This window comes from Tenacibaculum discolor, assembly GCF_003664185.1.
Classification (GTDB): Bacteria; Bacteroidota; Bacteroidia; order Flavobacteriales; family Flavobacteriaceae; genus Polaribacter; species Polaribacter discolor.
The window spans coordinates 280,386-306,368 of record NZ_RCCS01000007.1; the positions used below are offsets into that span (position 1 = coordinate 280,386).

Genomic DNA, 25,983 nt, shown 5'->3' on the forward strand with positions numbered 1-25,983 from the left:
GGTGTAAAAAGATTACTTAATTCTTTTTGTACACCCAAATAAACGTTTTTCCTTGATAGTTTCAGAAACTCCTTTAGGAAGCATTTCTTCCCATCCTTCTTCTCCATTTTTTATTTTCTTTAAAACTTTTCTAGAAAAAATATGTAAGATGTTAGGGTTGAAATCTTTAATATCAATTAAACGACCATTATTTTTAAAGAACTTATAAAGTTCTTTCATTCTTGGATGTACTTTAAGGTTTTCGCTAGTTATATATTCACCTGTTTCCTCATTTTTATAAGGATACATATATACCTTTAAATCTCTATAGAAAAGTTTACCAAAAGCTTCTAAAATACCACCACTTAAATCACGGTAGTATTTTTCATCAAAAATTTGAATCAGGTTGTAAACTCCCATAGCAAGTCCCATACGTTCTTTAGTATATTCACTAAAGTATTCTACTAGCTTGAAGTACTCTTGATAGTTGGTAATCATAACATTTTGACCAAGAGAACATAAAAGTTCAGCTCTATCTAAAAAGTCACGTTCATTAATTTCTCCTTCGGCACGAAGGTTACTCAAGGTAATCTCAAAAATAATTTTTGTCTTTTTTGGGTCTACTTTATTCTCGTCAAAGAATAATTGTTTAGCACGTTCAAACATATCCATATTTACCTTGGTAACAGGTCTGTAGCTACCACGAAGTGCTAAGATATTCTTTTTATAAAGTACTTGTGCTGGTAATAAGTTGTTTCCATCAGGACCAAACATTACAGCATTAGTCATCCCATTTTTAACAAGTTGTAAACTCATTAAACGATTATCAACATACATAAATCGAGGACCAGAGAAGTTAATCATATCAATCTCTAAACGGTCTTTATCAATGTTGTCGTAAAAAGACTTTAATAAGTCTTTTGGATTGTCATTTAAGTAGTAAGCTCCATAAATTAAGTTTACACCTAAAACACCTAACGTTTCTTGTTGCTGACGAGCATCAGTTTCTTTAAAACGAAGGTGTAAAACAATTTCGTTGTAATCTTCTAATGGATCTAACTGAAAACGAATACCAACCCAACCATGACCTTTAAATTTCTTAGTAAAGTTAATGGTTGCTACCGTGTTAGCATAACTAAAAAATAATTTATCAGGATGCTTTTGACGATCAAGACGCTCCTCAATTAAATCCATTTCATGCTTTAGCATCTTTTTTAATCGAGGTTCAGTAACATAACGATTGTCTTTTTCAACTCCATAAATGGCATCAGAAAAGTCTTTGTCATAAGCACTCATAGCTTTTGCTATTGTACCAGAAGCTCCACCAGCTCTAAAAAAATTACGAACAGTTTCTTGACCAGCTCCAATTTCTGCAAAAGTTCCATATATATGAGCGTTTAAATTAATTTTTAACGACTTCATTTTAGTAGTTGGTACAGTACTTATCTTTTGATCTCCTTTTAACGTAATTGCCATTTTGTTATTTTTAGTTACGTAGTACAAATGTACTGAAATTACAAACGAACAGACAATTTTTGTTGTATTTTTGTAGTGAAAATGAAGAAAAAAAATCAAGTAAAAATAACTTTTTTAGGAACAGGAACTTCTACTGGAGTTCCAATGATTACAAGTAAACATCCTGTAGCTTTATCTAAAAACCCGAAAGACAAAAGATTACGATCTTCGGTGTTGGTTTCATGGAATGATATTAATTATGTGATTGATTGCGGACCTGATTTTCGTCAGCAAATGATGCGTGAAGAAGTGGCGTCAATCAACGGAATTTTATTTACACATGAACATGCAGATCATATAGCAGGTTTAGATGAAATAAGGCCGTATTGTTTTCAAATAGGTCCAGTACCTATTTATTTAACAGAAAGAGTACTGGGAGTTTTACAAAAGCGATACGATTATATATTCGCAACTGAAAACCGATATCCAAGTGCACCAAGTGTAGCTCCAACCATTATATCACATAAAAAAAGTTTTGAGTTAGATGGAGTAGAGGTAACTCCAATTGAAGTAATGCATGGTAATTTGCCAATTCTCGGATACCGTTTTAATAATGTAGCTTATATAACTGATATTAAAACTATTTCTAAAGAAGAGAAAGAAAAACTAAATGATTTAGATGTTTTAATTGTTACAGGTTTGCGAAAAGAGCCACATAAAACACATTTTAATTTAGAAGAATCATTAAGTTTTATAGAAGAGATTAAACCTAAGAAAGCATATCTAACCCATATTAGTGAGCTTTTGGGGTTACATGATGAGGTTGAAAAAGAGTTACCTGAGAATGTGTTTTTAGCTTATGACGGATTACAAGTTTAGTATTAAAAATATCAATAATAAAATCAATATAAATTACCTGAAGTAATTGATGATTTTAAAATAGCTTCTTATTTTTACTTTAAATTTTATAGCATGAAAATTATTATATCGCCAGCAAAATCGTTAGACTTTGAAAACAAAGCAACTACCGATGTATATACACAACCTAGGTTTTTAGAGCAATCTGAAAAAATAAATAAGAAGTTAAAAACACTATCAAGAAAAAAATTGAGTGAGTTAATGAAGATTTCTGATGATTTAGCAAGTTTAAATTATGACAGAAATCAAGATTGGCAACCTCCTTTTTCTTTAGATAATGCTAAACAAGCAGTGTTTGCATTTACAGGAGAAGTATATAGAGGGATTGATGCTAATTCAATTTCAGAAGATAAGATTCCTGTTTTACAAGACAAGTTGAGAATTTTATCAGGGCTGTATGGTTTACTAAAACCTTTAGATTTAATTCAGCCATATCGTTTGGAAATGGGAACTAAGTTAAAAGTAGGAAGAAGAGAAAACTTATATAAGTTCTGGGATACTACATTAGCTGAGTCACTAAATGAAGAGTTAGAAGAGGGGGAGTTGTTAATCAACTTAGCAAGCACAGAGTATTTTAAAGCACTTCCTAAAAAAGCATTAAAAGTACCTATGATAACTCCAGTTTTTAAAGATTTTAAAAACGGACAGTATAAAACTATTATGACATTTGCTAAAAAAGCTCGTGGATTAATGGTGCGTTACATTATAGATAATAATGTAGAAACTATAGAAGAGCTGAAAGGTTTTGATGTGGAAGGATATGGTTTTTCTGAAGAAATGTCTACTGAAACAGAATTAGTTTTCACAAGATAAATGAAACGAAAAAAAGTTGCTATTCTTTTTCTTTTAAGTTGTTTATTAATTGTTATTACTATTTACACATCAAATAAAGTAATAATTAAAAATTCGGAAGAAAAACTATTTAATACTACTGAAACAATTCCTAAAAACAAAGTAGGATTGTTATTAGGTACGGTAAAGTATTTATCTGATGGTAGAGTGAATTTGTACTATCAATTTCGATTGAATGCTGCTGTGGAGTTATATAAAGCAAAGAAGATTGATTTTATTTTAGTAAGTGGTGATAATGGGTCTGAAGGATATGATGAACCAACCGATTTTAAAAATGATTTGATTAAAGCAGGAATTCCTGAGGATAAAATCTATTTAGATTATGCTGGTTTTAGAACTTTAGATTCGGTAGTAAGAATTAAAGAAATTTTCGGGCAAACTTCAGTAACTATCATATCTCAACAGTTTCATAATGAAAGAGCTTTATATTTAGCAAACCATTTTGAGATTGACGCAATAGGATATAATGCTAAAGGAGTTTCAGGCAAAAAAGCAATAAAAGTCCAGCTAAGAGAGTACTTAGCTAGAGTAAAAGTTTTTATTGATATCCTTTTTAATATAGAACCTAAATTTTTAGGAGAACCAATACAGATAAAATAGTAGAGATTAACAGTCCGCTAATCGTACAGTTACGGCCAAACCTCCTTCTGAAGTTTCTTTATAATTCCTATTCATATCTTTAGCTGTTTCCCACATGGTATCAACTACTTTGTCTAAAGGTACCTTAGAGTCTTTTGGGTTTGTTTCTAAAGCTAATTCAGCAGCGTTAATAGCTTTAATGGCTCCCATAGCGTTACGCTCAATACAAGGTACTTGTACTAATCCGCCAATAGGATCACATGTAAGACCTAAATGATGTTCCATAGCAATTTCAGCAGCAACTAAGCATTGTGATGGGGTTCCGCCTAATAATTCTGTTAATGCAGCAGCGGCCATGGCAGAAGATACACCAATTTCAGCTTGACAACCACCCATAGCTGCAGAAATTGTAGCATTCTTCTTAAAGATACTTCCTATTTCTCCAGCAACAAGTAAGAATTTTTTAACATGCTCAAAAGTAGCATCGTGGTTTTCTATTACTAAGTAATACATTATTACAGCAGGAATAACTCCAGCACTTCCATTAGTAGGAGCGGTAACAACTCTACCTAAAGCAGCGTTTACCTCGTTAACAGATAAGGCTAAACAACTTACCCATTTTAAAATTTCACGAAACTTAACTTCGGTGCCTCTAATAGCAGTAATCCATTCTTGTTGATTAGCGTATTGAGCATCTTTAATAAGTTTTTGGTGTGTTTCAAATGCACGTCGCTTTACATTTAATCCGCCAGGTAAAATTCCTTGAGTATGACAACCTATGTACATACACTCTAACATTGTATTCCAAATACGGTATAATTCTTTGTCAATTTCCTCCACAGAATTAATTACAAGTTCGTTTTGGTAAACAATATCAGAAATATTTAACCCTTCCTTTTCACAATAGGTTTCAAGCTCAGTAGCTCTGTTGATTGGAAATGGAAAATTTTGTTTATTAATTTCAATATCTTCAGCAAGATTATCATCTTCTTGTACAATAAAACCTCCACCAATAGAATAGTATGTTTCCGTAGAAATCTCTACACCGTTAGCAAATCCTCTAAAAGTCATTCCATTGGCATGAAAAGGTAAAAACTCCTTATTGAATGTTACTGAGCCATTGGTAAAAGCAATATTTCTTTCATTATTAAAAAATAAAAGCTCTTTGGTTTGAATATCGCTAATAATAACATCGATTGTTTCAATAGGGATATATTCCGGATCAGCACCACTTAAACCTAATAAAACAGCTAAATCTGTCGCATGCCCTTTACCAGTTAAAGAAAGAGAACCATACAAGTCTACCTTTATTTCTTCGATTAAAAGAAATTCATTCGTTTCTTTTAATTTTTGTATCCACTGTTGGGCGGCTCTCCAAGGACCTAAGGTATGGGAGCTAGAAGGTCCCACCCCAATTTTAAGCATATCAAAAACGCTAATAAATTGCGACATAAATATAAGTTGTTTGTTGGTGGCTAAAATAAAAAAAGTCCTGTATTTAAAACTTAAATACAGGACTTATATTTCTTAAAAGAATATTATTACATTCCGTAAACAGACTCTTTATCAAATTTCTTAACTAACATGTAGTATACAACTGCACGATATTTATTTCTTTCAGACTTTCCAATTCTCTCCATCACTTCTCCAATAGCCTTATCTAATTCAGGTCCATCAGCTAAACCTAATTTTTTCATTAAAAAGTTTTTCTTAACTGTTTCTAGTTCTTTAGGATCACTACCTGATACTGTTTCAGCATCATTTTTATAAATAGAAGGTCCTAATCCTTTAGTTACAGCAGTTAATAAATCAGTGTTAGAACGAATATCTCTATCGTCCATAAATTTTTTATAAAGTGCTACTTTTTCGTCAAATTTACTCATGATTTTTTGTTTAAAATTAGATATTAATTTTTTGTTCTTTCAAATATAGAAAAATAATTAACTCTTTCAAATAACTTAGTGTTAATAAGAAAGAGAGCTTATTATTGTTAATTAAATTGTTGAAAAGAAATAAGCAAATAGGTAATTAGGTACTGTTCTTGTAGTAAATTTATATAAATTCAAATCTGTAGCCTATGTCATTATCAAAATTTGAATCCATGTTGAAAACCAATGAGGTATATTTTTTTGATGCTGTAGAATTTGAAACAATTATAGAGCATTATTTAAATATAGGTAAACAGTCGTTGGCAAAAAAAGCTGTACAGCTAGGTTTAGAACAGCATCCATCTTCAATTCAATTAAAATTAATGAAAGTAGAAATTTTAATTTTTGAAGACGAATTGCATGAAGCAATTAAGATGCTATCTAATATTGAGGCTGTAGAACCTCATAATGATGAGGTATTTATTCAAAAAGCAATTATCTTATCTAAAAAGAAACAGCACACTGAAGCAATTGCTATTTTAAAAGAATCTTTGCAATATATAGAAGACCCGTCTGATATTTGGTCTATGATAGGTATGGAGTATCTATACCTGGATGATTTTGAAAATGCACGTTTAAACTTTGCTAAATGTATTGAGGTAGATTATGAAGACTATTCATCGTTATACAATATTGTATATTGTTTTGATATGCAAGATAGTCATGAGGATGCGATAAAATTTTTAAACTCATATTTAGATAAAAATCCTTACTGCGAAGTTGCGTGGCATCAATTAGGAAGGCAATATTTTGAGTTAGGTTTGTTTAAGGAAGCTTTAACAGCCTTTGATTATGCAGTGTTGATTGATGATAGTTTTATAGGGGGGTATTTAGAGAAAGCAAAATCTTTAGAAGAGTTAAAGAGATATGAAGAAGCTATAGAAAATTATTTAGTTACACTAGAACTAGATGATCCAACAGCTTATGCCTACATAAGAATAGGAGAGTGTTACGAGAAACTTGAGAATACACAAACAGCAATACACTTTTATAAAAAAGCAGTACATGAAGATCCACTTTTAGATAGAGGATGGATTTTGTTAACAAATGCTTGTTATAATCAAGAGAACTATCAAAAAGCACTGTATTACATTAATAAAGCTATACATATAGATGAGGCAAACGTTTTATACTGGAGACGTTACGGAGATATCAATTTAAAACTCAATTTTTACGAAGAATCTGTTAAAGCTTTTAGAACTTGCTTATCACTTGGAGATAGAGAAATTGAAATATATGTTGCATTGGCTGACCTTCTACTGTTTTTAGGGGAATTTAATGAAGCTCTTAAAATATTAATTCAAGCAAAGAAAACGTATAAAGAATTTGCAGAAATAGAGTATAGACTTTGTGGGTTATTTATGATTCTTGGTAAAGAGGAATATAGTGTAACACATTTAAATAACGCTTTAACTATCGATTTTGAGTATCATACAATTGTAAAAGAGTTGTATCCTTCTGTTTTTGAAAACAAAAGAATACAAAAAATTATATCTAATTATGATAAAGCTGTTCAATAAAGGTTTTCGTATCTAACATTTGTAAGGATTAATTGTGTTAAGAAACAAACTTCCATATTTTCCTTAAAATTAAAATACAAATTAAGGTGATTATTGAAAGTGTTGTAGCAAGAACTATTTTACCATAAATCCAATTTCCAGTGGCGAATAAGAAGCTGTAGACACCTATAGTTCCAGTTATAAATCCTACAATTTTATATCCAACATTTTTAAACTTATTATCGCCCTCAAAAATAATATTATCAAATTTTTCTAGAGTTTTAGCATCGGTAGGTTGTGTTAAAAGGGTTACAATAACCCAACCTACTGTAGTAACCAAAACACCAATAATTAATTGCCAATAACCCACAATTTGAATAAATGGAGATTCCATTTTTCCATTGATAAAAAAGAAAACAGCAATTATAAAAGATATAGCCATTGCAGCAATTTCACTATACGGGTTGATTCTACTCCAAAACCAACGTAAAATGAATAACAGTCCAGTTCCTGCACCAATTTGTAGTAGTAAATCAAAAACTCCTTTGGCTGATTGTAAGTAGAAAGAAAAAAGAGCAGCACATAACATTAAAACTACAGTTGATATTCTACCAACTACTACCTTTTGCTTTTCAGAAGCCTCTTTATTAATAAACCTACTATAAAAATCATTTACAACATATGAGCTACCCCAGTTTAATTGAGTAGAAATTGTACTCATAAAAGCAGCGATTAATGAAGTCAATACAATTCCTAATAAACCTGCTGGTAAATAGGTCATCATTGCAGCATAAGCCACATCGTGTCCTTGCATTTCAGTAGTTAAACCAGGAAATGCTTGATTCATACTTTCTAAACTTGGAAAAATAATTAATGAAGCCAAGCCTACAATAATCCATGGCCAAGGACGTAATGCATAATGCGCAAAATTGAAAAATAAAGTAGCCCATGTAGCATTTTTTTCATCTTTGGCGGCCAACATACGTTGTGCGATATAACCACCTCCACCAGGTTCAGCTCCAGGGTACCAAGTACTCCACCATTGTACAGCAAAAGGAATAATAAATAAAGTAATTAAAGCTTCTTTGTCTGAAAAATCAGGAAACATTGCTAGTTTATCACTTACGTTTGGGTGCGTTAATAAATTTGAAAGCCCGTCAATTTCTGGTAAACTAACAATATATATAGTGGCCCAAACAGAACCAATCATAGCAATTAAAAACTGAACAAAATCAGTAAGTAACACACCTTTTAATCCACCTAAAGAAGAATAAATAACAACAATTATTGAAGAATACAATAGTGTCTCTTCTTGTGATATTCCTAATAAAATATTAGCAATTTTAGCTCCAGCCAAACAAACACCTGCCATTGTAATTACGTTAAAAATAACACCTAAATAAATAGCTCTAAAACCTCTTAAAAAGCTAGCCATTTTGCCAGAGTAGCGTAACTCATAAAACTCTAAATCGGTAGTTATACCTGATTTTCTCCATAGCTTAGCATAAAAAAACACGGTAAGCATTCCTGTAAGAAGCATTGCCCACCAAACCCAGTTACCTGAAACACCATTTTTTCTAACTAATTCGGTAACCAATCCAGGAGTATCTGCAGCAAATGTAGTTGCTACCATAGAAACTCCTAATAACCACCATGGCATGTTTCTTCCTGATAAAAAGAATTCAGAACTATTCTTACCTGCTGATTTTGAAGCCCAAAGACCAATAAGTAATGAAAGAATAAAAAATCCGAAAATAATAATGTAATCAAGAGAGGTTAATAGCATAGTTTGTTTTATTTGTTGGCTAAAAGTAACCAAATAAAATGAAACGTTAAATTTCAATTAAAATGCAAAAATGAATTTGTTGTTTTTTACTTAAAAATGACTAAAATTGAGTAAATTTGATATTCGTTTTATGAGAAAAATAAAAAAAATAGCAGTGATGACTTCTGGAGGGGATGCTCCAGGAATGAATGCCGCGATACGATCTGTTGTAAGGACTTGTGCCTATTATCGTACAGACTGTATGGGGATTTATAGAGGGTACCAAGGATTGATAGAAGGAGATTTAATTCCTTTAACCGCTAGGAGTGTAAATAATATTATTCATAAAGGAGGAACGATATTAAAATCGGCTCGATCAAAAGATTTTAGAACTAAAGAAGGAAGACAGAAGGCTTATGAAAGCTTAAAAAAGAATAATGTAGATGCTTTAGTAGTAATAGGAGGAGATGGTTCTTTTACAGGAGGAGTGATTTTTAACAAAGAGTTCAATTTCCCCATTATAGGAATTCCAGGAACAATAGATAATGACATTTCAGGAACAAGTCATACGCTTGGTTACGATACAGCCTTGAATACAGCTGTAGAAGCTATTGATAAGATTAGAGATACAGCTTCTTCTCATAATAGACTTTTTTTTGTTGAGGTTATGGGGCGTGATGCTGGGTTTATAGCATTAAATGCAGGTGTTGGTGCAGGAGCTGAAGAGATTTTAATTCCTGAAGAAGATTTAGGGTTAGAAAGAATGTTAGAATCGTTAAAGAAAAGTAGAAGATCAGGAAAATCATCAAGTATAGTAGTAGTTTCTGAAGGAGATAAAACTGGAAAAAATGTATTTGAACTGGCTGATTATGTAGAGGAAAATTTACCTGAATATGAGGTAAGGGTTTCTGTGTTAGGACATATGCAAAGAGGAGGTTCTCCATCTTGTTTCGATAGAGTTTTAGCAAGTAGATTAGGTGTAAGTGCTGTTGAATTATTACTTGACGGAAAAACAAATTTGATGGTAGGGTTGAAAGATAATAAAGTAATTTCTACCGATTTAGAAAAAGCAATCAAAGGTCAACATAATATTGATACCGAATTATTACGCGTATCTGATATTATGACCACTTAAATATGAATATAAAATTTTAAATAATGATAAAAATAGGAATTAACGGATTTGGAAGAATTGGTCGATTAGCATTCCGTTCTGCAATGAAAAGAGACAACATTCAAGTTGTGGCTATTAACGATTTGTTAGATGTAGATTATTTAGCCTATTTATTGAAGTATGATTCTGTTCATGGACGTTTTGAAGGAGATGTTGAAGTAAAAGATGGAAACTTAGTTGTAAATGGACAAACAATAAGAATAACTGCGGAAAGAAATCCTGAAAATTTAAAATGGAATGAAGCCGGAGCAGAGTATGTAATTGAATCTACAGGTTTCTTTACAGATAAAGATAAGGCAGCAATGCATATTACAGGAGGAGCGAAGAAAGTAATTATTTCAGCGCCTTCTAAAGATGCTAATATGTATGTTATGGGGGTAAACCATAAAGAATTAACAGCTGATGAAAATATCTTTTCAAATGCTTCGTGTACAACAAATTGTTTAGGGCCATTAACAAAAGTAATTCACGATAACTTTGGGTTAAAAGAAGGTTTGATGACTACGGTTCATGCAGCAACATCAACACAAAATACAGTTGACGGACCTAACAAAAAATGGAGAAGAGGACGTTCAGTAGTTAACAATATTATACCTACATCAACAGGAGCAGCAAAAGCTGTAACAAAGGTTATTCCAGAATTAGAAGGTAAATTAACAGGTATGGCTGTTAGAGTTCCTGTAGCGGATGTTTCTTTGGTTGATTTAACGTTTAGAACAGATAAAGCGACTTCGTTAAAAGAAATTTTAGCAACATTAAAAGAAGCTTCAGAAGGTGAATTTAAAGGAATTATAGGGTATACTGAAGATGAGGTAGTGTCACAAGATTTTGTTTCAGAAACAAGAACATCAGTAATTGATGCCGATGCTTGTTTAGAGTTAAACGAAAACTTTTTCAAGGTAATTTCTTGGTACGATAATGAGTTTGGATATGCTACTAAAATTGTAGATTTACTAGAGTATTCAGCTTCTTTATAAAAGCATAAAATATTTTGTAATATTGTATTCCCGCTTTTTGCGGGAATACTTTTTTAAACACTATTTATGGAAATAGCAATTATAGCACATGATGGAATGAAAGCTGAAATGGTTCAGTTTTTAAATGAGCACAAAGAAGTTTTACGTCAAAAAAGTGTTCAGTTAATTTCAACGGGAACAACAGGAGAGAAAGCAGAAAAAGCAGGTTTTGAGGTAACAAAATATTTATCAGGGCCTATTGGTGGTGATGCACAAATTGCTGGTAGAGTAGCAGAAGGGAAATGTCAAATGGTATTATTTTTTAGAGATCCTTTAGCAAAGCATCCACATGAACCAGATATTTCTATGTTAATGCGTTTGTGTGATGTTCACGATGTACCGTTAGCTACAAATCCATCAACAGCAGAATTATTAATAAAAGCGATATAATAAAAAAATCCACTTTCAAAAAGTGGATTTTTTATTTATTCATGTTTTTAAGATTGGCTTACTTAACAGCAATCATACTAATTTCTACATTTACAAACTTAGGTAAGTTAGCAACTTCCACAGTTTCACGAGCAGGAGCTGTAGCATCATCAAAATACTCACCATAAACAGCATTAATTTTTGAAAAGTTATGCATATCTGAAATAAAAATAGAAGTCTTAATAACGTTTTCAAAAGTCATTTCAGCAGCAGCTAATACTTCTTTCATGTTTTGCATTACCTGTTTTGTTTCTGCTTCAATAGAATCCAAAACTAACTCACCAGTTTTAGGGTTAATTGCTATTTGTCCAGAAGTATATAAAGTATTTCCGCTAAGTACAGCTTGATTATATGGTCCAATTGGAGCTGGAGCCTTATCAGTTGTGATTATTTTTTTCATTTTAGTTTGAGTTTATAAAGTTGTTTGCTTTGTTAAAAAGGAAAAGTTAGATTTTTCTAACTTTAGAATAAAACTCTATCTGGTGGTTTGTTTTTATCCCATTTTAAGTCACTTAATACTGAAGATTTCACCCCAATAAAGAAATTATAAGATGAGTTAACACCAAAAGGAGTCCAGTTAAAATTGAATCGCCAACTATCTAAATCTCTAGAGAAGTTCAATCTTGTGTAGGTAAAAGCGTTGTCTTTGATATCGTAACCAGAAGAAAAACCAACTTTCCATTTAGGAGAAAGCTCAACATCACCACTAAACATTAATGTGTTATTACCAATTTTACTTTCTAAGCCGTTATCTGTATAGCTCATACTATAAGCTAAATTAAGAGTCCAGGGTATTTTAGCTCTGTATAGCTCGGTTTCTTTGGTTTCGCTTTCACCTTTTTTATTACCTCTATTGTTAGGAAAGCCATTGGTGGGGCCTATACCTTCTCCAAAAACATCAGGAGTGTCTTGTGCACCATTACCATTTTTATTATCTGAGTCATCTTTACCATCTTTATTCTTTTCAAAATCTTTACTAGAAATAGAGTAGTTTGCTGTTACACCCAAATTAGTCATTCTAAGAAGACTCCCGTTAAATTTATTTATTCTTTGTCCTTTGCTGTTTACTTGGTATGGATCAAAAGTAGCATTCATGTTTAAAGCAAGCTTGTCTTTAAAAAGACGTGTACCAGCATTTGCTCTTACTGGAGACCAACGTAAACTATCGGCAGCTATGTTGTAGCTTGTGCTAAAATTTAAGTTGTTAAGAATCGTGATTTTTTTATCTTCTTCATCACTGTCAGGGTCTTTAGGGGCTACTTTAGCTTCTAAAACATTATTTACCGAAATACCAATAGAGTTTGAAACTCCACTTCCTGGTGTTCCATAAATACCACCTTCAAAAGGAGAATAGGTTAATAAGTCATTAGGATCAGAGCTTTGACGAACTGTTAAATCGTAATCATCAGCAAAATTTGGACGATATCCGTATGAAATAGAGGGTCTAACTGTATGACGAATTGCTTTTAAACGTCCTTTTTTAAAGTTAAATGTACCGTATATGTTTGTAGATAGAGAAACACCAAAGTTATATTCATTATAACGAGTAAAACCACTGATAGTATCATTAACAGCAGCGCCAAAATTACCATCTTTGTTTACCGCAGTTGGATCGTATCGTTTTTTAATTTGATCAAAGTACCAAACATCCTTATAGTTTACGCTAGGAGATAGTGTAAAATATTTGAAAGCTTTTAAACTTGTGTTTGTACTTAAATTATGTTGAACTCCTTTTTTTGCTGTTTTAAACATTTTAGAAGTGAAAAACTCATCATCAGTAGTATTAATCTGGTATTGACCTTGCATACTATAGTTAAGTCCCATTCGCTGAATAGCGTTCTTTTTAATTCCTCCCTTTCCTGCAAATGGATAAATACGATCCATATTAAGTTGTAAAGAAGGAAGTGTCATGGTAATAGACTCGGTGTTGGTATTTTGTGAGTGAGTAGCTGTTACACTAACATTAAAAGGAGTGCCAACAAAGTTTTTATAGTAAGAAATAGAAGAACTCAATGTATTGTTTAAAAACTGAGAACTATTAAATTCGTTCAAAGACTGACGATAATATTTACTACTTCCTAGATTAACAGAGGCAGAAAAACGAGAGTTAGGGCTTGATTTAGCATCCTGACTATGACTCCATCTAAGGTTAAAATTAGTAGATTTTTGATAATCGCTTAAACCACGTATACCTTGAATAATATTTTCAAAACGAACACTAAAATTTCCACTAAATTTATAACGAACATAATAGTTGGAGGAAGCATTTAATCCCCAACTACCATTAGTGTATAAATCCCCTAATACAGTTAAATCAAAATAGTCGCTTAAAGCAAAATAGTATCCTCCATTTTGCATAAAAAAACCTTGGTTATTACTTTCTCCCCAAGAAGGAATAATAAAACCAGAGGTTCTCTTATCTGTTAAAGGAAAATAAGCAAAAGGTAAATAAACAGGAGTTGGTACATCTGCTAGTACTAAATTACTACCACCAACAATAATTTTTTTACCAGGAACTAGTTTTGCTTTATTTGTTTGAATATAATAATCTGGAATTTTCTTTTTTGAAGTAGTAAAACGTAACCTTCGCATATATATGGTAGAATCGTTTACTCGTTTTGTTTTCTCTCCGTAAGTAATAATCCCTGCTTGATCAGTTTTAACACCATAAACTAAAGCCTTTTTTGTTTTAAAGTTAAACAAAATAGAATCTTGTTCAGATTCTTGTCCACCTTGTTTAAATTGAGGTCTTTGATGATACCCTGTACTATCTTTTATACCTTTAGCGTATACCATATTGTTTTTATAATCTAGAATAATAATTCCAGCTTTTAAATCAATATCAGTATAAGTTACATGGGCTTTATTATATAAGGTAATAGTTTTGTCTTTGGCACTTTGTATAGTATAATCTTCAGCATCGTGAGTAATTATACCATCAATTACTTCTTTTGGTTTAATAGAGTCGTTAGCAATAGTGTCTCTTTTTTTGTTAACAAGAGCATTATTTTTTAAACCAATTAAGGTGTCTTTAGGACTAGAAAAAATAGAGTCTTTATTAGGTTTTTGAGGAGTAATGCCTTTCTTGCCAAATTCTTGCGCATTACTTAATTGAAAACAAAAAAGATAGAAAGCTAAAAGTATGTAAGTTGGATTTGCTCGCAATATTATTAATACTATTTTTGTGTTATATTTAAAAACTTTGGCGTGCTATTTGAATGCCTATATTTTAAAAACCAAAAATAGTTAAATTTTATTGATGCAATTCTTAAATTTCCGTAAATATAATATCTCAAAATTAAGCTTAATCATTCTAACCTCTTTAACTATTTTATATGGAGGAATATTATCGGTTTCAGCACAAAAAAAATATACTGTTGTCTTAGATGCAGGGCATGGAGGAAAAGACCCTGGAAACCTAGGAAATGGTTTTAGAGAAAAAAACATAGCTTTAAGAGTAGCACTAGATGTAGGTAAGGAGTTGTTAACTTCAAAGGATATTGAAGTAGTTTATACTCGTAAAAAAGATGTTTTTGTTGAGTTACACAACCGTGCTAAAATAGCAAATGATAAGAAAGCAGATTTATTTGTATCCATCCACTGTGATGCTTTTAGAAGACCTGATCCGCACGGAGCAAGTACTTTTGTGTTAGGATTGAGTGGAAATAAAGAGAACTTAGAGATTGCTAAGAAAGAGAACTCGGTAATTTTATTAGAGGATAATTATAAGCAGAATTATGATTATGACCCAAATTCACCAGAATCAGTAATAGGATTGTCTGTACTACAAGAAGAAAACCTTGAAAATAGCTTAGGAATTGCAGGTTTAGTTCAAAATAACTTTGTAGCTATAAAAAGAAATAATAGAAAGGTAAAACAAGCAAATTTTTTAGTGTTAAGAGAAACTGTTATGCCAAGTGTTCTAATAGAGTTAGGTTTTTTAACAAATAAAAATGAAGGTAAATTTCTAAATTCTAGAAAAGGGCAAATAAGAATGGCCAAATCAATAGCTCAAGCAATAAGAAAGTATTTTGAGCGATTAAAGCTGAATACAATTAGTGAAACTTTAACAGTTAATGCGCCGTTAGTAGAAAATGAAATTTCTAAACCAGTTGTAAAAAAAGAAGTACCTAAGCAAGTGGTTAAAAAAGAAACTAGACCAAAGGCAAAAACTACAGAACCAAAAACCGTATCAAAAGGAGTTGTGTTTAGAGTACAAATAGCAGCGTCTAGAAAAAAACTTTCAACAAAGAGTTTTAAAGGGTTAGAAAACGTTGAGTCTTTATTTATAGATGATTACTACAAATATTACTACGGAAATTCACCAAGTTTATCTGGAATAAAGAAGGTTTTACCAGAGGTAAGAAGTAAAGGATATAAAGATGCTTGGGTAGTCGCTTTTAAAAATGGAAAGCGAGTTTCAATAAAAGAAGCACTGAAAAACCGTTAATTTAGAGGTGTTCTATATTTATACTCCCAAAATTATTATTATTTTCGCTCGTATAAATATATTCTATGTCTAAAGAACTAAAAACAGGAATTGTTGCTGTCGTTGTTATTGCGCTATTTATTTGGGGTTATAACTTCTTAAAAGGACAAGATTTGTTCAGTGCTAATGCAAGGCACTTTTTTGTAGAGTACAATAATATTAATGGTCTTAACGAAGCTAGCTCTGTTACCATTAATGGCTTGAAAGTAGGAAAAGTAGATGAAATTAGATTCAATGATAATCCAGATAAAAAAGGAAACTTAATTGTTAAAATTTCATTAGATACCGACTTTAATTTCTCAAAAAATAGTATTGCTAAGATTTACTCAGCAAGCTTAATGGGAGGTCAAAATTTAGCAATTGTTCCTAAATATGATGGAGAAATAGCTAAGTCAGGAGATTATTTAAAAGGAGAGGTTGAGTCAGATATATTTTCATCAGTAGGTGAAAAATTAAACCCTATTCAAGCAAAGCTAGAAAATGTTTTAGTAGGAGCAGATTCTTTGTTAATAGGATTTAATCAAGTATTAGACGAAAAATCTCGTCAGAGTTTAAACAGAAGTATTTTAGGTTTAGAAGGGACTATTTCTGATGTTCGTAAAACATTATCTTCTGTAAATTCATTATTAGCAGATAATAAAGGTAACTTAAATGCTACCTTGGCTAATACCAAAAAGATAACTGACAATTTTTCTAAAGTATCAGATGATTTAGCAAATGCTAACTTAGGAGAATCAGTAAAAAAACTAGAAGCTACTTTAGCAAATGTTAATGGTTTATTAGCTAATATGAAATCAGGAAAAGGAACTCTAGGGAAGTTAATGACTGATGAAAAAATGTATACTAATCTTACCAATGCTTCAAAAGAGTTAGAAGAGTTGTTAAGAGAAATGAAACTAAACCCAAAACGTTTTGTACACTTCTCATTATTTGGGAAAAAAGCAAAGCCGTATAACGAAGAGAATAATACCAAAAATGTAAGTAATAAATAAGCTTACGTTTTTATAAATCTAACAAAACTTAATAATTAAAGAACGATGGAGAAATACGTACCAAACATTTTTTTTGCACTTATTTTAATTGCAGGTATCGGGTATTTTGTAATGAATGTTCGTAAGTTAATACGAAACATCAAATTAGGAAAAGACATTGATAGAACGGATAGAAAGCCTGAGCGATGGAAAAACATGGCAAAAATAGCTTTAGGGCAATATAAAATGGTACGACGTCCAGTTTCAGGTATCTTACATATAGTTGTATATGTTGGGTTTATTTTAATCAATATCGAAATGTTAGAAATCGTTATTGATGGATTATTTGGTACACATCGTGTTTTTCAACCAATTATTGGAGATGCTTTATACGGGTTCTTGATAGGAAACTTTGAAGTGTTAGCATTACTAGTTTTTGTAGCTGTAACAATTTTTTGGTTCCGTAGAAATATAGAGAAAGTAAAACGTTTTTGGAACAAAGAAATGGAAGGTTGGCCAAAGAATGATGGTAATATTATTCTATATTTTGAAATGGTATTAATGACTTTGTTCTTGGTAATGAATGCGACAGATGTACATTTTCAAGAAGCAGGAGTAGGAAATGTAGTTTCTCAGTTTATAGCACCTTGGTTTGATGGTTTTTCTAATGAATCGTTGCATACTATTGAAAAAACAGCTTGGTGGTTACATATCGTAGGAATTTTAATTTTCTTAAACTATTTATACTACTCTAAGCACTTACATATTTTATTAGCTTTCCCTAACACGTTTTTTGCAAACTTAAATCCTAAAGGACAGTTTAATAACTTAGAAGCGGTAACGAAGGAAGTAAAAATGATGATGGATCCAGACGCTGACCCATATGCTATGCCTGAAGAAGGAGAAGAAGAAGGGGAGCCAGAAAAATTTGGAGCCTCTGATGTAACTGATTTAAACTGGGTGCAGTTAATGAACGCATACACTTGTACCGAGTGTGGGCGTTGTACATCATCTTGTCCTGCAAACTTAACAGGAAAAGAATTATCACCACGTGCTATTATGATGAAAACACGTGACCGTTTAGAAGAAGTAGGAAAGAATATTGATGAAAATGGAGGTGAGTTTAAAGATGACGGAAAGCAATTATTAAACGATTATATTACTCCAGAAGAATTATGGGCATGTACAAGTTGTAATGCTTGTGTGCAAGAATGTCCTATTGGTATCGATCCATTATCTATTATTATGGATATGCGTCGTTATTTAGTAATGGAAGAATCAGCAGCTCCACAGGAGTTAAATATGATGATGACCAATATTGAAAATAATGGAGCGCCTTGGCAGTATAGTCAAATGGATAGATTAAACTGGAAAGACGAAGAGTAGTTTTTAACTATTTCATTCCGTAAAAATTAAAAAATAACCTCGTTAGTTTGAGGTTGTAAACAAAAAAACAGTTCAACAATTAAACGATAAAGAATTATGAACGTACCAACAATGGCAGATATGATGGCTCAAGGAAAACAACCAGAAGTGTTGTTTTGGGTAGGAGCTGCAGGAAGTTATGATGATAGAGCAAAAAAAATAACAAGAGCTTTCGTAAAAATATTACAACAAGCAGGAGTTGATTTTGCAGTATTAGGTACCGAAGAAAGTTCAACAGGAGACGCAGCAAAGCGTGCCGGAAACGAGTTTTTATTTCAAATGCAAGCAGTTACTAATATTGAAGTATTAAATGCTTACGAAGTAAAAACGATTGTAACTTGCGATCCACATTCATTTAATACTTTAAAAAATGAATATCCTGGATTAGGAGGAAAGTATAAAGTATATCATCACACTCAATATATTAGCAAGTTAATTAAAGAAGGACGTTTAACCATCGAAGATGAAAACTTAAATGGAAAACGTTTAACATATCACGATCCATGTTATTTAGGTCGCGCAAATGATGTATATGAAAGTCCACGTGAATTAATTCGTCGTTTAGGAGTAAAAATGACAGAAATGAAGCGTCATAAGTCAACAGCATTATGTTGTGGAGCAGGAGGAGCACAAATGTTTAAAGAACCAGAAAAAGGAGATAAAGATATTAATGTGTTGCGAACAGAAGATGCATTAGAAACGAATCCGCAAATTATTGCTACTGGATGCCCTTACTGTAATACCATGATGACAGACGGTGTAAAATTCAAAGAAAAGGAATCACAAATACAAGTAAAAGATATTGCAGAGTTAATTGCTGAAGCAAATAACCTTTAGTAAAGAAATATAAAGTTTTCTTAAAAGTGTGTTACGAGAGTAGCACACTTTTTTCTTTATAGTAAGTTTGTTGAAAAATAATTATAAAAAATAAAAAAGAATGAGATACCTTTTTACTTTCCTGTGCTTAGTTTTATTAACATCATGTGATGATACGGATTTATCTATTGATGGAAATGGAACCTTGGCAACAATAACGTTTAACATTACAAGTACGAGTAATGATAATAATGGAAGAATTAAAACTGTTTTTCTAGAATCAGGTTTTTTTAAGTATGATAACACTACAACAACTAATGTTTTTCCTTATAAGAAATCATACACAGGTGAAATTAACTTTGCAGCTAATTTAGCCTTTGAATACGAAGATAAAGCCACAGATAACTTTAGTATTTATACAATAACAATGGAAATATTTAGAGATAACGTTTTAGTTGACAAAAGAGAATATTTTATAGATAAACCAGGAATAAATGTAGGTTTTGATGCGGTGGTGAATAAATAAACCACTCATATACTTTAAGATAAAAGGAAAGCTAAGCTTTCCTTTTTTTATGTCTAAAAAACTTATCTTTGAAAATCATACTATCTCAATGAAAAACTACATAAAAGCAGCACGTTTACGTACCCTACCACTATCTGTTTCAGGAATTATTGTTGGAGCCGCTATAGGTAATTATGATTATATAAATAATTCCGAAGGTTTTTTTTGTTGCTTTGGTTGTCCATTATTTTTCCAAACAGTAATTTTCTGGTTAGCAATTATAACTACAATCGGTTTTCAAGTATTATCTAACTTTGCCAATGATTATGGAGATGGTGTAAAAGGCACGGATAATGAAAGAGAAGGAGAAGCACGTATGGTAGCTTCAGGAGCAATTACACCAAAACAAATGAAAAATGCAATGATTGTTACAGGAGTCGTTACGACTATTATTGCATTTTTACTGATTTATGTTTCCTTTGGAAAAGATAACTTTTTATATTCAGTAATTTTCTTTGGATTAGGAATAGCATCGATAGTAGCAGCCATAAAATATACTGTTGGGAAGTCTGCTTATGGTTATAGTGGATTTGGAGATGTTTTTGTTTTTATTTTCTTTGGGTTATTAGCTGTAGTCGGAACATACTTTTTATACACGAAACAACTAAATTTTACAATCTTTCTACCAGCAATCACTGTTGGACTGTTAAGTACAGCGGTATTGAACTTAAACAATATGCGAGATAGAAAGAATGATGCGGTGTCAGGAAAAAATACGCTTGTGGTAAAAATGGGAGCAGAATCTGCAAAAATGTATCATTACTTTCTAATTATAGTGTCTTTTATAGTTGCTTTATTATATACGGTAATCAAGTTTAAATCACCATATCAATTTTTATTTGTTATAGCTTATATTCCTCTACTAAAACACCTATTTTTTGTCTATAAAAATAAAGAAGAAGCTCTATTAGATGGGGAGTTAAAAAAAGTAGCTCTTAGTACCTTTTTATTTTCAATTTTATTCGGATTAGGTCAAATTTTGTAACTTCCCAAGAAAATTTAACACTATGAGAACTATTTTAGTCTTTTTCGGAGCGTTTCTATTATTTGTTAGCTGCAATAGTAAAGGAGAGAATCCAAATTCTTATGGAGAGCTTAAAACTTCAGGGAATTTTGATATTACTGAAGAGATTGTAGAATCATCAGAAGTTGCACCAGAGAATAAAGAAGTAACAATTGAAAGAAAACTTATTAAAACAGGTGATATTTTATTTGAGACAGATGCTTTATTAGAGACAAGAAATCACATAGAGCAAGCAGTTAAAAAATATAACGGATACATTTCTGCTGATAACGAGTACAAATCTTCTCAAAATATTACTTCAAATTTAACGGTTAGGATTCCTTCAGAAAGTTTTGATGCTTTTTTAAATGAGATTTCATCAAAAGTTGAGAGGTTTGATAATAAGAATATTTCTGTAAACGATGTAACAGAACAATTTCTTGATATACAAGCACGTTTGAAAGTAAAAAAAGAATTAGAACAACGATATAGTGAAATACTAAAAAAAGCTAGTTCGGTAAAAGAAATTTTAGAAGTTGAAAGAGAACTAACAAATGTAAGGTCAGAAATAGAGTCGATGGAAGGACGTTTAAAATACTTACAAAATCAAGTGTCGTTTTCAACCTTAACAATTAGGTTTTATAAAAAAGAAGTAAGTAAAACTTATTCAAAAAGCTTTGGTAGACGTATAGCTGATGCTTTTGGTAATGGAGTAGATAATATAAAATGGTTTTTTATCGGTTTGGTAAACATTTGGCCATTTATACTTTTAATAGTTTTACTAATTATATTCATTAAAAAACGAATTAAACGAAAAGAATAAATACATGAAAATCACTTTTTACGGTCACGCATGTTTTGGTATTGAAATTAACGGAACACACGTATTAGTTGACCCTTTTATTACAGGAAACCCATTAGCTACTAATATAAACGTAGATCAAGTAAAAGCAGATTATATATTACTTACACACGCACATCAAGATCATGTGTTAGATGTAGAACGTATTGCAGAAAGAACTGGAGCTATAATTGTTTCAAATTATGAGATTGTAACTTATTATGAAGCAAAAAAACTTAAAGGACATCCAGTAAATCATGGAGGTACTTATACTAACGATACCTTTTCAGCTAAATACGTAAATGCAATTCACACCTCTTCGTTTGCTGATGGAAGCTATGGAGGTCAACCCGGAGGATTCGTAATTTCCGCAGGAGAAAAATCATTATACATATCAGGAGATACAGCGGTAACAATGGATATGCAATTAATACCGATGTCAACCAATTTAACAGCCTCTATATTTCCAATAGGAGATAATTTTACAATGGGAGTTGATGACGCTATCATAGCTAGTGACCTAGTAATTTGTGATAAGGTAATAGGGTGTCATTTTAATACTTTCCCTCCGATACAAATAGATATAGACGAAGCCAAAGAAAAGTTTACACAAGCTAAAAAGGAATTGGTCATTTTAGAAATTGGACAAACAATAACTATTTAAGTAAACTTTTTATTGAGGTATTATATACATGAAAACAATCAAAATAATTTTAGGAGCTATAACAGTTTTAATTCTTGCATTTTTTTTAACAGGAATAGTAGTACAAGAAGTTGTTTACACTAATGAAGTAACAATAAACAAACCAATTGATAAAGTTTTTTCTGATTTTCAGAATGAAGAATTAATGAAAGAATGGATGCCAGAGGTAAAATCAATTGAAATTTTAGAAGAAAAACCAGATAAGATAGGGAGTAAGTATAAAGTAGTTGTTGAAAACCAAGGGAAATTAGTAACGACGACTGAAGAAGTATTAGCATATAAGCAAAATGAAAAATTAACTCTTCATTTTGATGCAGAAAACATGCTAAAAACGGATGATTATACGTTTACTTCAGAAGGAAATAAAACCAAGATACTACAAACTACTACTTGTACTAGTGATTCTTATGTAATGAGTTGCTTATTTCCATACTTTAAAGGATCTTTAAAAAGAATGAGTCAACAATATTTAGATAATTTTAAAAAAGCTTCTGAAGCTCATAATTAAAAAACTTACAATTGATAAAAGCTTCCTACCATAAATATTTGCTGAATTTTAAGCAAGCTAGCGGAACTTCTCGTGGAGTTTTAAGAACTAAAGAAACCTGGTTTTTAATTTTAGAAAATGAAGAAAAGAAAGGTTTTGGAGAATGTGGATTGTTCAGAGGCTTAAGTGCTGATGATAAACCTGATTATGAAGAAAAATTACAATGGGTAAGTAACAATATTAATTTAGGTTTAGAGAAATTGTTACCCGAACTTATTGAGTTCCCGTCGATACAATTCGGATTAGAGCAGGCCTTTTTATCGTTAGAAAGTAAAACACCATTTGAATTATTTCCATCAGATTTCACCAAAGGAAAACAGCAAATTTATATAAACGGATTAATCTGGATGGGAGATAAAGCTTTTATGCAGCAGCAAATAAAAGATAAGTTGCAACAAGGTTTTACTACTATAAAGATGAAAATTGGAGCGATAGATTTTAATACAGAAATTGAATTATTACAATCTATCCGAAAAGAATTTTCAGCCAAAGAAATAGAGTTACGAGTAGATGCCAATGGAGCATTTTTACCTGAAAACGCTTTAGAGAAATTACAAAGGCTAGCTGAATTAGAGCTACATTCTATTGAACAGCCTATAAAACAAGGTCAGTGGCAAGAAATGGCAAGTTTATGTGAAAAAACTCCATTACCAATAGCCTTAGATGAAGAGTTGATAGGAGTATTCTCTTTCGAAGAAAAAGAAAAATGTATTGCTACAATCCAACCTCAATATATCATTTTAAAACCTAGTTTGGTTGGAGGGTTTAAAGGAAGTAACGAATGGGTTCAAATAGCATCTAACCATAACGCAGGTAATTGGATAACTAGTGCTTTAGAAAGTAACTTAGGGTTAAATGCAATCGCACAATGGACGTACACGTTAAACAATCCATTACCACAAGGGTTAGGAACAGGAAGTTTGTTTACCAATAATTTTGAAAGTCCGTTAGAAGTTTCAAACGGCAGTTTAGGATATAATGTAGATAGAAATTGGAACTTTAATATTTAACAATGAATTTTATACAACAAGCATATAAAGGGCAAAATCAGTGGTACTTATACCTACTAGTTATTTTTATAGTTTTATTTGGATGGCAATTTATAGGTGTAATTCCTTTAGCTGTTACAGCGGTTTTACATTCTGAAAGTACAAATGAGTTTTTAAGAGCTGCGGATGATAGCTTTATGAGTTTAGGAATAAATAAGAACTTGTTTTTATTTATGATGGTTGCCATGTTTGCTTTTGGATTAGCTTCATTGTTTTTAGGAGTAAAATACATTCATAAAAGGGCAATTAAAACAGTTATAACAAGCAGAGCAAAAATAGACTGGAGTCGTTTTTGGTTTGGTTTTTTTGTATGGGGAATACTATCTATAATAGTAGTGTCTTCTGATATTCTTTTATCTCCAGAAAATTATACTTGGAATTTTAAACCTCTTCCTTTTTTCACTTTAGTAGCAGTATCATTTTTGTTTTTACCGATTCAAACAAGTTTTGAAGAATTACTTTTCAGAGGATATTTTATGCAAGGATTAGGAACTTGGTTTAAAAACAGATGGGTTCCATTAATAGTAACCTCAGTAGCTTTTGGATTACTACATGGAGCAAATCCAGAAGTAGAGAAGCTAGGGTATATTTCAATGGTTTTTTATATAGGAACAGGCTTCTTCTTCGGAATTACGACTTTAATGGATGAAGGAACTGAGTTAGCATTAGGTTTACATGCTATTAACAATATTGTAGCAGCATTCTTAGTAACAACTGATTGGACTGTTTTTCAAACAGACGCTTTATTTGTAGATACTTCAGACCCTTCAGTTGGTATAGAAATGTTTTTGCCTGTATTTGTTCTGTATCCTTTAATGTTACTATTATTTTCAAAAAAATATGGTTGGAAAAACTGGAAAAAAAAACTGTTTGGAAATATAGAAAAACCAGAAATAATTAACCAATAACTTTAAAAACAGTGTTCTGAACGTAGTGAAGAATCTAAATTTTCATAAAAGCTTTCAGTTAAATGGAATATCTTTTTCTTCGGAAGATGAATTGTTAACTTTTTCGAAGTCTATAAACGATTCCATATATCAATTTTTATCAGATTGGTTTAATACTAATGATTTTGTAATTGTGCAAACTTCAGGCTCCACAGGAAAACCTAAACCAATTTCGTTAAAAAAAGAGTTTATGATAAACTCAGCAAAAGCTACAGGAGCTTTTTTTAACTTAGAAGAAAATACTACAGCTTTATTGTGTTTATCAACTGATTATATTGCAGGAAAAATGATGCTAGTGCGTGCACTTACTTTAGGATGGTGTATTGATGTAGTTGCTCCAACATCTAAAGTTGAAATTGTAAAAGAGTATGATTTTTCTGCGATGGTTCCTTTACAGTTAAGAAGTTCTTTGGCGAACATTCATAAAATAAAGAAGCTTATTGTAGGTGGAGGAGTTGTAGCAAATGATTTAATTGAAGCCATTCAAGACAAATCGACCGAAATTTTTGCTACGTATGGAATGACAGAAACAATTACGCATATTGCTGTTAAAAAGCTAAACAATGTCATTTCGAACGATAGCGAGAAATCCCACTATAAGGTACTTCCTAAAGTACGACTCTCTCAAGACAATCGAAATTGTTTAGTTATTGATGAGCCAAAAGTAGCCGAAGAAAAAATTATAACAAATGATGTAGTTCGCTTGATTTCAAAAACAGAATTTGAATGGTTAGGGCGTTATGACAACGTAATTAATTCTGGAGGAGTCAAACTACATCCAGAAAAAATTGAGGAAAAACTCTCTAAAATTATCTCGAATCGATTCTTTGTTATTGGTGTTTCAGATAAGATACTAGGAGAGAAGCTAGTGCTTGTCATAGAGGGTGAAAAATGTAATATTATTCTGAACGAAGCAAAGAATCTAACCAAATATGAAACTCCTAAAGAAATTTATTTTGTAAATGAATTTGTTGAAACGGAGACAAAAAAAATCCAACGTAAAAAAACGTTGGATTTAGTGGAATTATAGTTT

General features: G+C 31.5%; 25 protein-coding genes. 19 read left to right on the forward strand and 6 right to left on the reverse strand.

Annotation, left to right across the window (positions count from 1 at the left end):
* Positions 1-12: 12 nt before the first annotated feature.
* Positions 13-1,455, reverse strand: coding sequence for a nicotinate-nucleotide adenylyltransferase (locus C8N27_RS09805; RefSeq protein WP_099216260.1), 1,443 nt, complete (start codon positions 1,453-1,455; stop codon positions 13-15).
* Positions 1,456-1,536: 81 nt separating this feature from the next.
* Between C8N27_RS09805 and C8N27_RS09810 the strand changes: the two genes are divergently transcribed.
* The 3 genes from C8N27_RS09810 (at position 1,537) to C8N27_RS09820 (ending at position 3,804) form a co-directional block, all read left to right on the forward strand.
* The gene (locus tag C8N27_RS09810; protein ID WP_208639314.1) at positions 1,537-2,313 is read left to right on the forward strand and encodes an MBL fold metallo-hydrolase; all 777 of its coding nucleotides are present in this window, start codon (positions 1,537-1,539) and stop codon (positions 2,311-2,313) included.
* Between the two features lie 93 nt (positions 2,314-2,406).
* Entirely contained in the window at positions 2,407-3,165 is a 759-nt protein-coding gene (yaaA, locus tag C8N27_RS09815) for a peroxide stress protein YaaA (RefSeq protein WP_121147210.1), read from the forward strand.
* The gene (locus tag C8N27_RS09820; RefSeq protein ID WP_121147211.1) at positions 3,166-3,804 is read left to right on the forward strand and encodes a SanA/YdcF family protein; all 639 of its coding nucleotides are present in this window, start codon (positions 3,166-3,168) and stop codon (positions 3,802-3,804) included.
* A 6-nt stretch (positions 3,805-3,810) separates the two neighbouring features.
* Here C8N27_RS09820 and C8N27_RS09825 read toward each other — a convergent pair whose 3' ends face one another.
* Together C8N27_RS09825 and C8N27_RS09830 are read right to left on the reverse strand one after the other, a co-directional pair.
* Positions 3,811-5,235, reverse strand: coding sequence for an L-serine ammonia-lyase (locus C8N27_RS09825; protein ID WP_121147212.1), 1,425 nt, complete (start codon positions 5,233-5,235; stop codon positions 3,811-3,813).
* A gap of 89 nt (positions 5,236-5,324) precedes the next feature.
* Positions 5,325-5,666: a DUF2853 family protein gene (locus tag C8N27_RS09830; RefSeq protein ID WP_099216255.1), complete on the reverse strand. Its 342-nt coding sequence runs from the start codon at positions 5,664-5,666 to the stop codon at positions 5,325-5,327.
* Positions 5,667-5,860: 194 nt separating this feature from the next.
* Here C8N27_RS09830 and C8N27_RS09835 point away from each other — a divergent pair, with 194 nt between their 5' ends.
* The gene (locus tag C8N27_RS09835) at positions 5,861-7,231 is read left to right on the forward strand and encodes a tetratricopeptide repeat protein (protein ID WP_099216254.1); all 1,371 of its coding nucleotides are present in this window, start codon (positions 5,861-5,863) and stop codon (positions 7,229-7,231) included.
* 37 nt (positions 7,232-7,268) lie between these two features.
* On the opposite strand, the gene C8N27_RS09840 is transcribed toward C8N27_RS09835, so the two are convergent.
* Complete coding sequence (locus C8N27_RS09840; RefSeq protein ID WP_121147330.1) at positions 7,269-8,996, reverse strand: sodium:solute symporter family protein; 1,728 nt, start codon at positions 8,994-8,996, stop codon at positions 7,269-7,271.
* Between the two features lie 130 nt (positions 8,997-9,126).
* On the opposite strand from C8N27_RS09840, the gene pfkA reads away from it, so the two are divergent.
* The 3 genes from pfkA (at position 9,127) to C8N27_RS09855 (ending at position 11,555) form a co-directional block, all read left to right on the forward strand.
* Positions 9,127-10,110, forward strand: coding sequence for a 6-phosphofructokinase (pfkA, locus tag C8N27_RS09845; protein WP_028891044.1), 984 nt, complete (start codon positions 9,127-9,129; stop codon positions 10,108-10,110).
* 23 nt (positions 10,111-10,133) lie between these two features.
* Entirely contained in the window at positions 10,134-11,126 is a 993-nt protein-coding gene (gene gap, locus C8N27_RS09850) for a type I glyceraldehyde-3-phosphate dehydrogenase (RefSeq protein WP_121147213.1), read from the forward strand.
* A gap of 66 nt (positions 11,127-11,192) precedes the next feature.
* Positions 11,193-11,555: a methylglyoxal synthase gene (locus C8N27_RS09855; RefSeq protein ID WP_099216252.1), complete on the forward strand. Its 363-nt coding sequence runs from the start codon at positions 11,193-11,195 to the stop codon at positions 11,553-11,555.
* A gap of 58 nt (positions 11,556-11,613) precedes the next feature.
* Here the strand turns inward: C8N27_RS09855 and C8N27_RS09860 are convergent, their stop codons facing one another.
* Both C8N27_RS09860 and C8N27_RS09865 read right to left on the reverse strand, forming a co-directional pair.
* Positions 11,614-11,994, reverse strand: coding sequence for a Rid family detoxifying hydrolase (locus C8N27_RS09860; protein ID WP_121147214.1), 381 nt, complete (start codon positions 11,992-11,994; stop codon positions 11,614-11,616).
* Positions 11,995-12,056: 62 nt separating this feature from the next.
* Complete coding sequence (locus C8N27_RS09865; protein WP_208639315.1) at positions 12,057-14,759, reverse strand: putative LPS assembly protein LptD; 2,703 nt, start codon at positions 14,757-14,759, stop codon at positions 12,057-12,059.
* Positions 14,760-14,853: 94 nt separating this feature from the next.
* Here C8N27_RS09865 and C8N27_RS09870 point away from each other — a divergent pair, with 94 nt between their 5' ends.
* The 12 genes from C8N27_RS09870 (at position 14,854) to C8N27_RS09925 (ending at position 25,980) form a co-directional block, all read left to right on the forward strand.
* The gene (locus tag C8N27_RS09870) at positions 14,854-16,044 is read left to right on the forward strand and encodes an N-acetylmuramoyl-L-alanine amidase family protein (RefSeq protein ID WP_121147215.1); all 1,191 of its coding nucleotides are present in this window, start codon (positions 14,854-14,856) and stop codon (positions 16,042-16,044) included.
* A gap of 65 nt (positions 16,045-16,109) precedes the next feature.
* Positions 16,110-17,075: an MlaD family protein gene (locus C8N27_RS09875; RefSeq protein WP_099216249.1), complete on the forward strand. Its 966-nt coding sequence runs from the start codon at positions 16,110-16,112 to the stop codon at positions 17,073-17,075.
* 45 nt (positions 17,076-17,120) lie between these two features.
* A complete protein-coding gene (locus C8N27_RS09880; RefSeq protein ID WP_244174742.1) occupies positions 17,121-18,440 on the forward strand; it encodes a 4Fe-4S dicluster domain-containing protein in 1,320 nt (439 codons plus the stop codon).
* Between the two features lie 96 nt (positions 18,441-18,536).
* A complete protein-coding gene (locus tag C8N27_RS09885) occupies positions 18,537-19,316 on the forward strand; it encodes a (Fe-S)-binding protein (RefSeq protein ID WP_099216248.1) in 780 nt (259 codons plus the stop codon).
* Between the two features lie 100 nt (positions 19,317-19,416).
* Entirely contained in the window at positions 19,417-19,821 is a 405-nt protein-coding gene (locus tag C8N27_RS09890; protein ID WP_121147216.1) for a hypothetical protein, read from the forward strand.
* Between the two features lie 82 nt (positions 19,822-19,903).
* Positions 19,904-20,845, forward strand: a complete 942-nt coding sequence (menA, locus tag C8N27_RS09895; protein WP_121147333.1) for a 1,4-dihydroxy-2-naphthoate octaprenyltransferase — start codon at positions 19,904-19,906, stop codon at positions 20,843-20,845.
* A gap of 22 nt (positions 20,846-20,867) precedes the next feature.
* Complete coding sequence (locus C8N27_RS09900; RefSeq protein WP_121147217.1) at positions 20,868-21,686, forward strand: DUF4349 domain-containing protein; 819 nt, start codon at positions 20,868-20,870, stop codon at positions 21,684-21,686.
* 4 nt (positions 21,687-21,690) lie between these two features.
* On the forward strand, positions 21,691-22,368 hold the full coding sequence (locus tag C8N27_RS09905; protein ID WP_121147218.1) for a metal-dependent hydrolase: 678 nt from the start codon (positions 21,691-21,693) through the stop codon (positions 22,366-22,368).
* A 28-nt stretch (positions 22,369-22,396) separates the two neighbouring features.
* Positions 22,397-22,915, forward strand: a complete 519-nt coding sequence (locus C8N27_RS09910; protein ID WP_121147219.1) for an SRPBCC family protein — start codon at positions 22,397-22,399, stop codon at positions 22,913-22,915.
* An 11-nt stretch (positions 22,916-22,926) separates the two neighbouring features.
* A complete protein-coding gene (locus C8N27_RS09915; protein WP_121147220.1) occupies positions 22,927-23,964 on the forward strand; it encodes an o-succinylbenzoate synthase in 1,038 nt (345 codons plus the stop codon).
* Between the two features lie 2 nt (positions 23,965-23,966).
* The gene (locus C8N27_RS09920; RefSeq protein WP_121147221.1) at positions 23,967-24,911 is read left to right on the forward strand and encodes a CPBP family intramembrane glutamic endopeptidase; all 945 of its coding nucleotides are present in this window, start codon (positions 23,967-23,969) and stop codon (positions 24,909-24,911) included.
* A 25-nt stretch (positions 24,912-24,936) separates the two neighbouring features.
* A complete protein-coding gene (locus C8N27_RS09925) occupies positions 24,937-25,980 on the forward strand; it encodes an AMP-binding protein (RefSeq protein ID WP_121147222.1) in 1,044 nt (347 codons plus the stop codon).
* The last annotated feature ends 3 nt before the right edge of the window (positions 25,981-25,983 follow it).

What these genes read in the sequence shown, in the direction of transcription:
- C8N27_RS09805 (WP_099216260.1), bottom strand. Translation starts at nt 1,455, where the DNA reads ATGGCAATTACGTTAAAAGGAGATCAAAAGATAAGTACTGTACCAACT.
- C8N27_RS09830 (WP_099216255.1), bottom strand. Translation starts at nt 5,666, where the DNA reads ATGAGTAAATTTGACGAAAAAGTAGCACTTTATAAAAAATTTATGGAC.
- C8N27_RS09840 (WP_121147330.1), bottom strand. Translation starts at nt 8,996, where the DNA reads ATGCTATTAACCTCTCTTGATTACATTATTATTTTCGGATTTTTTATT.
- C8N27_RS09835 (WP_099216254.1), top strand. Translation starts at nt 5,861, where the DNA reads ATGTCATTATCAAAATTTGAATCCATGTTGAAAACCAATGAGGTATAT.
- C8N27_RS09870 (WP_121147215.1), top strand. Translation starts at nt 14,854, where the DNA reads ATGCAATTCTTAAATTTCCGTAAATATAATATCTCAAAATTAAGCTTA.
- C8N27_RS09820 (WP_121147211.1), top strand. Translation starts at nt 3,166, where the DNA reads ATGAAACGAAAAAAAGTTGCTATTCTTTTTCTTTTAAGTTGTTTATTA.
- C8N27_RS09905 (WP_121147218.1), top strand. Translation starts at nt 21,691, where the DNA reads ATGAAAATCACTTTTTACGGTCACGCATGTTTTGGTATTGAAATTAAC.
- C8N27_RS09810 (WP_208639314.1), top strand. Translation starts at nt 1,537, where the DNA reads ATGAAGAAAAAAAATCAAGTAAAAATAACTTTTTTAGGAACAGGAACT.
- C8N27_RS09875 (WP_099216249.1), top strand. Translation starts at nt 16,110, where the DNA reads ATGTCTAAAGAACTAAAAACAGGAATTGTTGCTGTCGTTGTTATTGCG.
- pfkA (WP_028891044.1), top strand. Translation starts at nt 9,127, where the DNA reads ATGAGAAAAATAAAAAAAATAGCAGTGATGACTTCTGGAGGGGATGCT.
- C8N27_RS09825 (WP_121147212.1), bottom strand. Translation starts at nt 5,235, where the DNA reads ATGTCGCAATTTATTAGCGTTTTTGATATGCTTAAAATTGGGGTGGGA.
- C8N27_RS09910 (WP_121147219.1), top strand. Translation starts at nt 22,397, where the DNA reads ATGAAAACAATCAAAATAATTTTAGGAGCTATAACAGTTTTAATTCTT.
- C8N27_RS09920 (WP_121147221.1), top strand. Translation starts at nt 23,967, where the DNA reads ATGAATTTTATACAACAAGCATATAAAGGGCAAAATCAGTGGTACTTA.
- gap (WP_121147213.1), top strand. Translation starts at nt 10,134, where the DNA reads ATGATAAAAATAGGAATTAACGGATTTGGAAGAATTGGTCGATTAGCA.
- C8N27_RS09860 (WP_121147214.1), bottom strand. Translation starts at nt 11,994, where the DNA reads ATGAAAAAAATAATCACAACTGATAAGGCTCCAGCTCCAATTGGACCA.
- C8N27_RS09890 (WP_121147216.1), top strand. Translation starts at nt 19,417, where the DNA reads ATGAGATACCTTTTTACTTTCCTGTGCTTAGTTTTATTAACATCATGT.
- C8N27_RS09855 (WP_099216252.1), top strand. Translation starts at nt 11,193, where the DNA reads ATGGAAATAGCAATTATAGCACATGATGGAATGAAAGCTGAAATGGTT.
- C8N27_RS09880 (WP_244174742.1), top strand. Translation starts at nt 17,121, where the DNA reads ATGGAGAAATACGTACCAAACATTTTTTTTGCACTTATTTTAATTGCA.
- yaaA (WP_121147210.1), top strand. Translation starts at nt 2,407, where the DNA reads ATGAAAATTATTATATCGCCAGCAAAATCGTTAGACTTTGAAAACAAA.
- C8N27_RS09885 (WP_099216248.1), top strand. Translation starts at nt 18,537, where the DNA reads ATGAACGTACCAACAATGGCAGATATGATGGCTCAAGGAAAACAACCA.
- C8N27_RS09900 (WP_121147217.1), top strand. Translation starts at nt 20,868, where the DNA reads ATGAGAACTATTTTAGTCTTTTTCGGAGCGTTTCTATTATTTGTTAGC.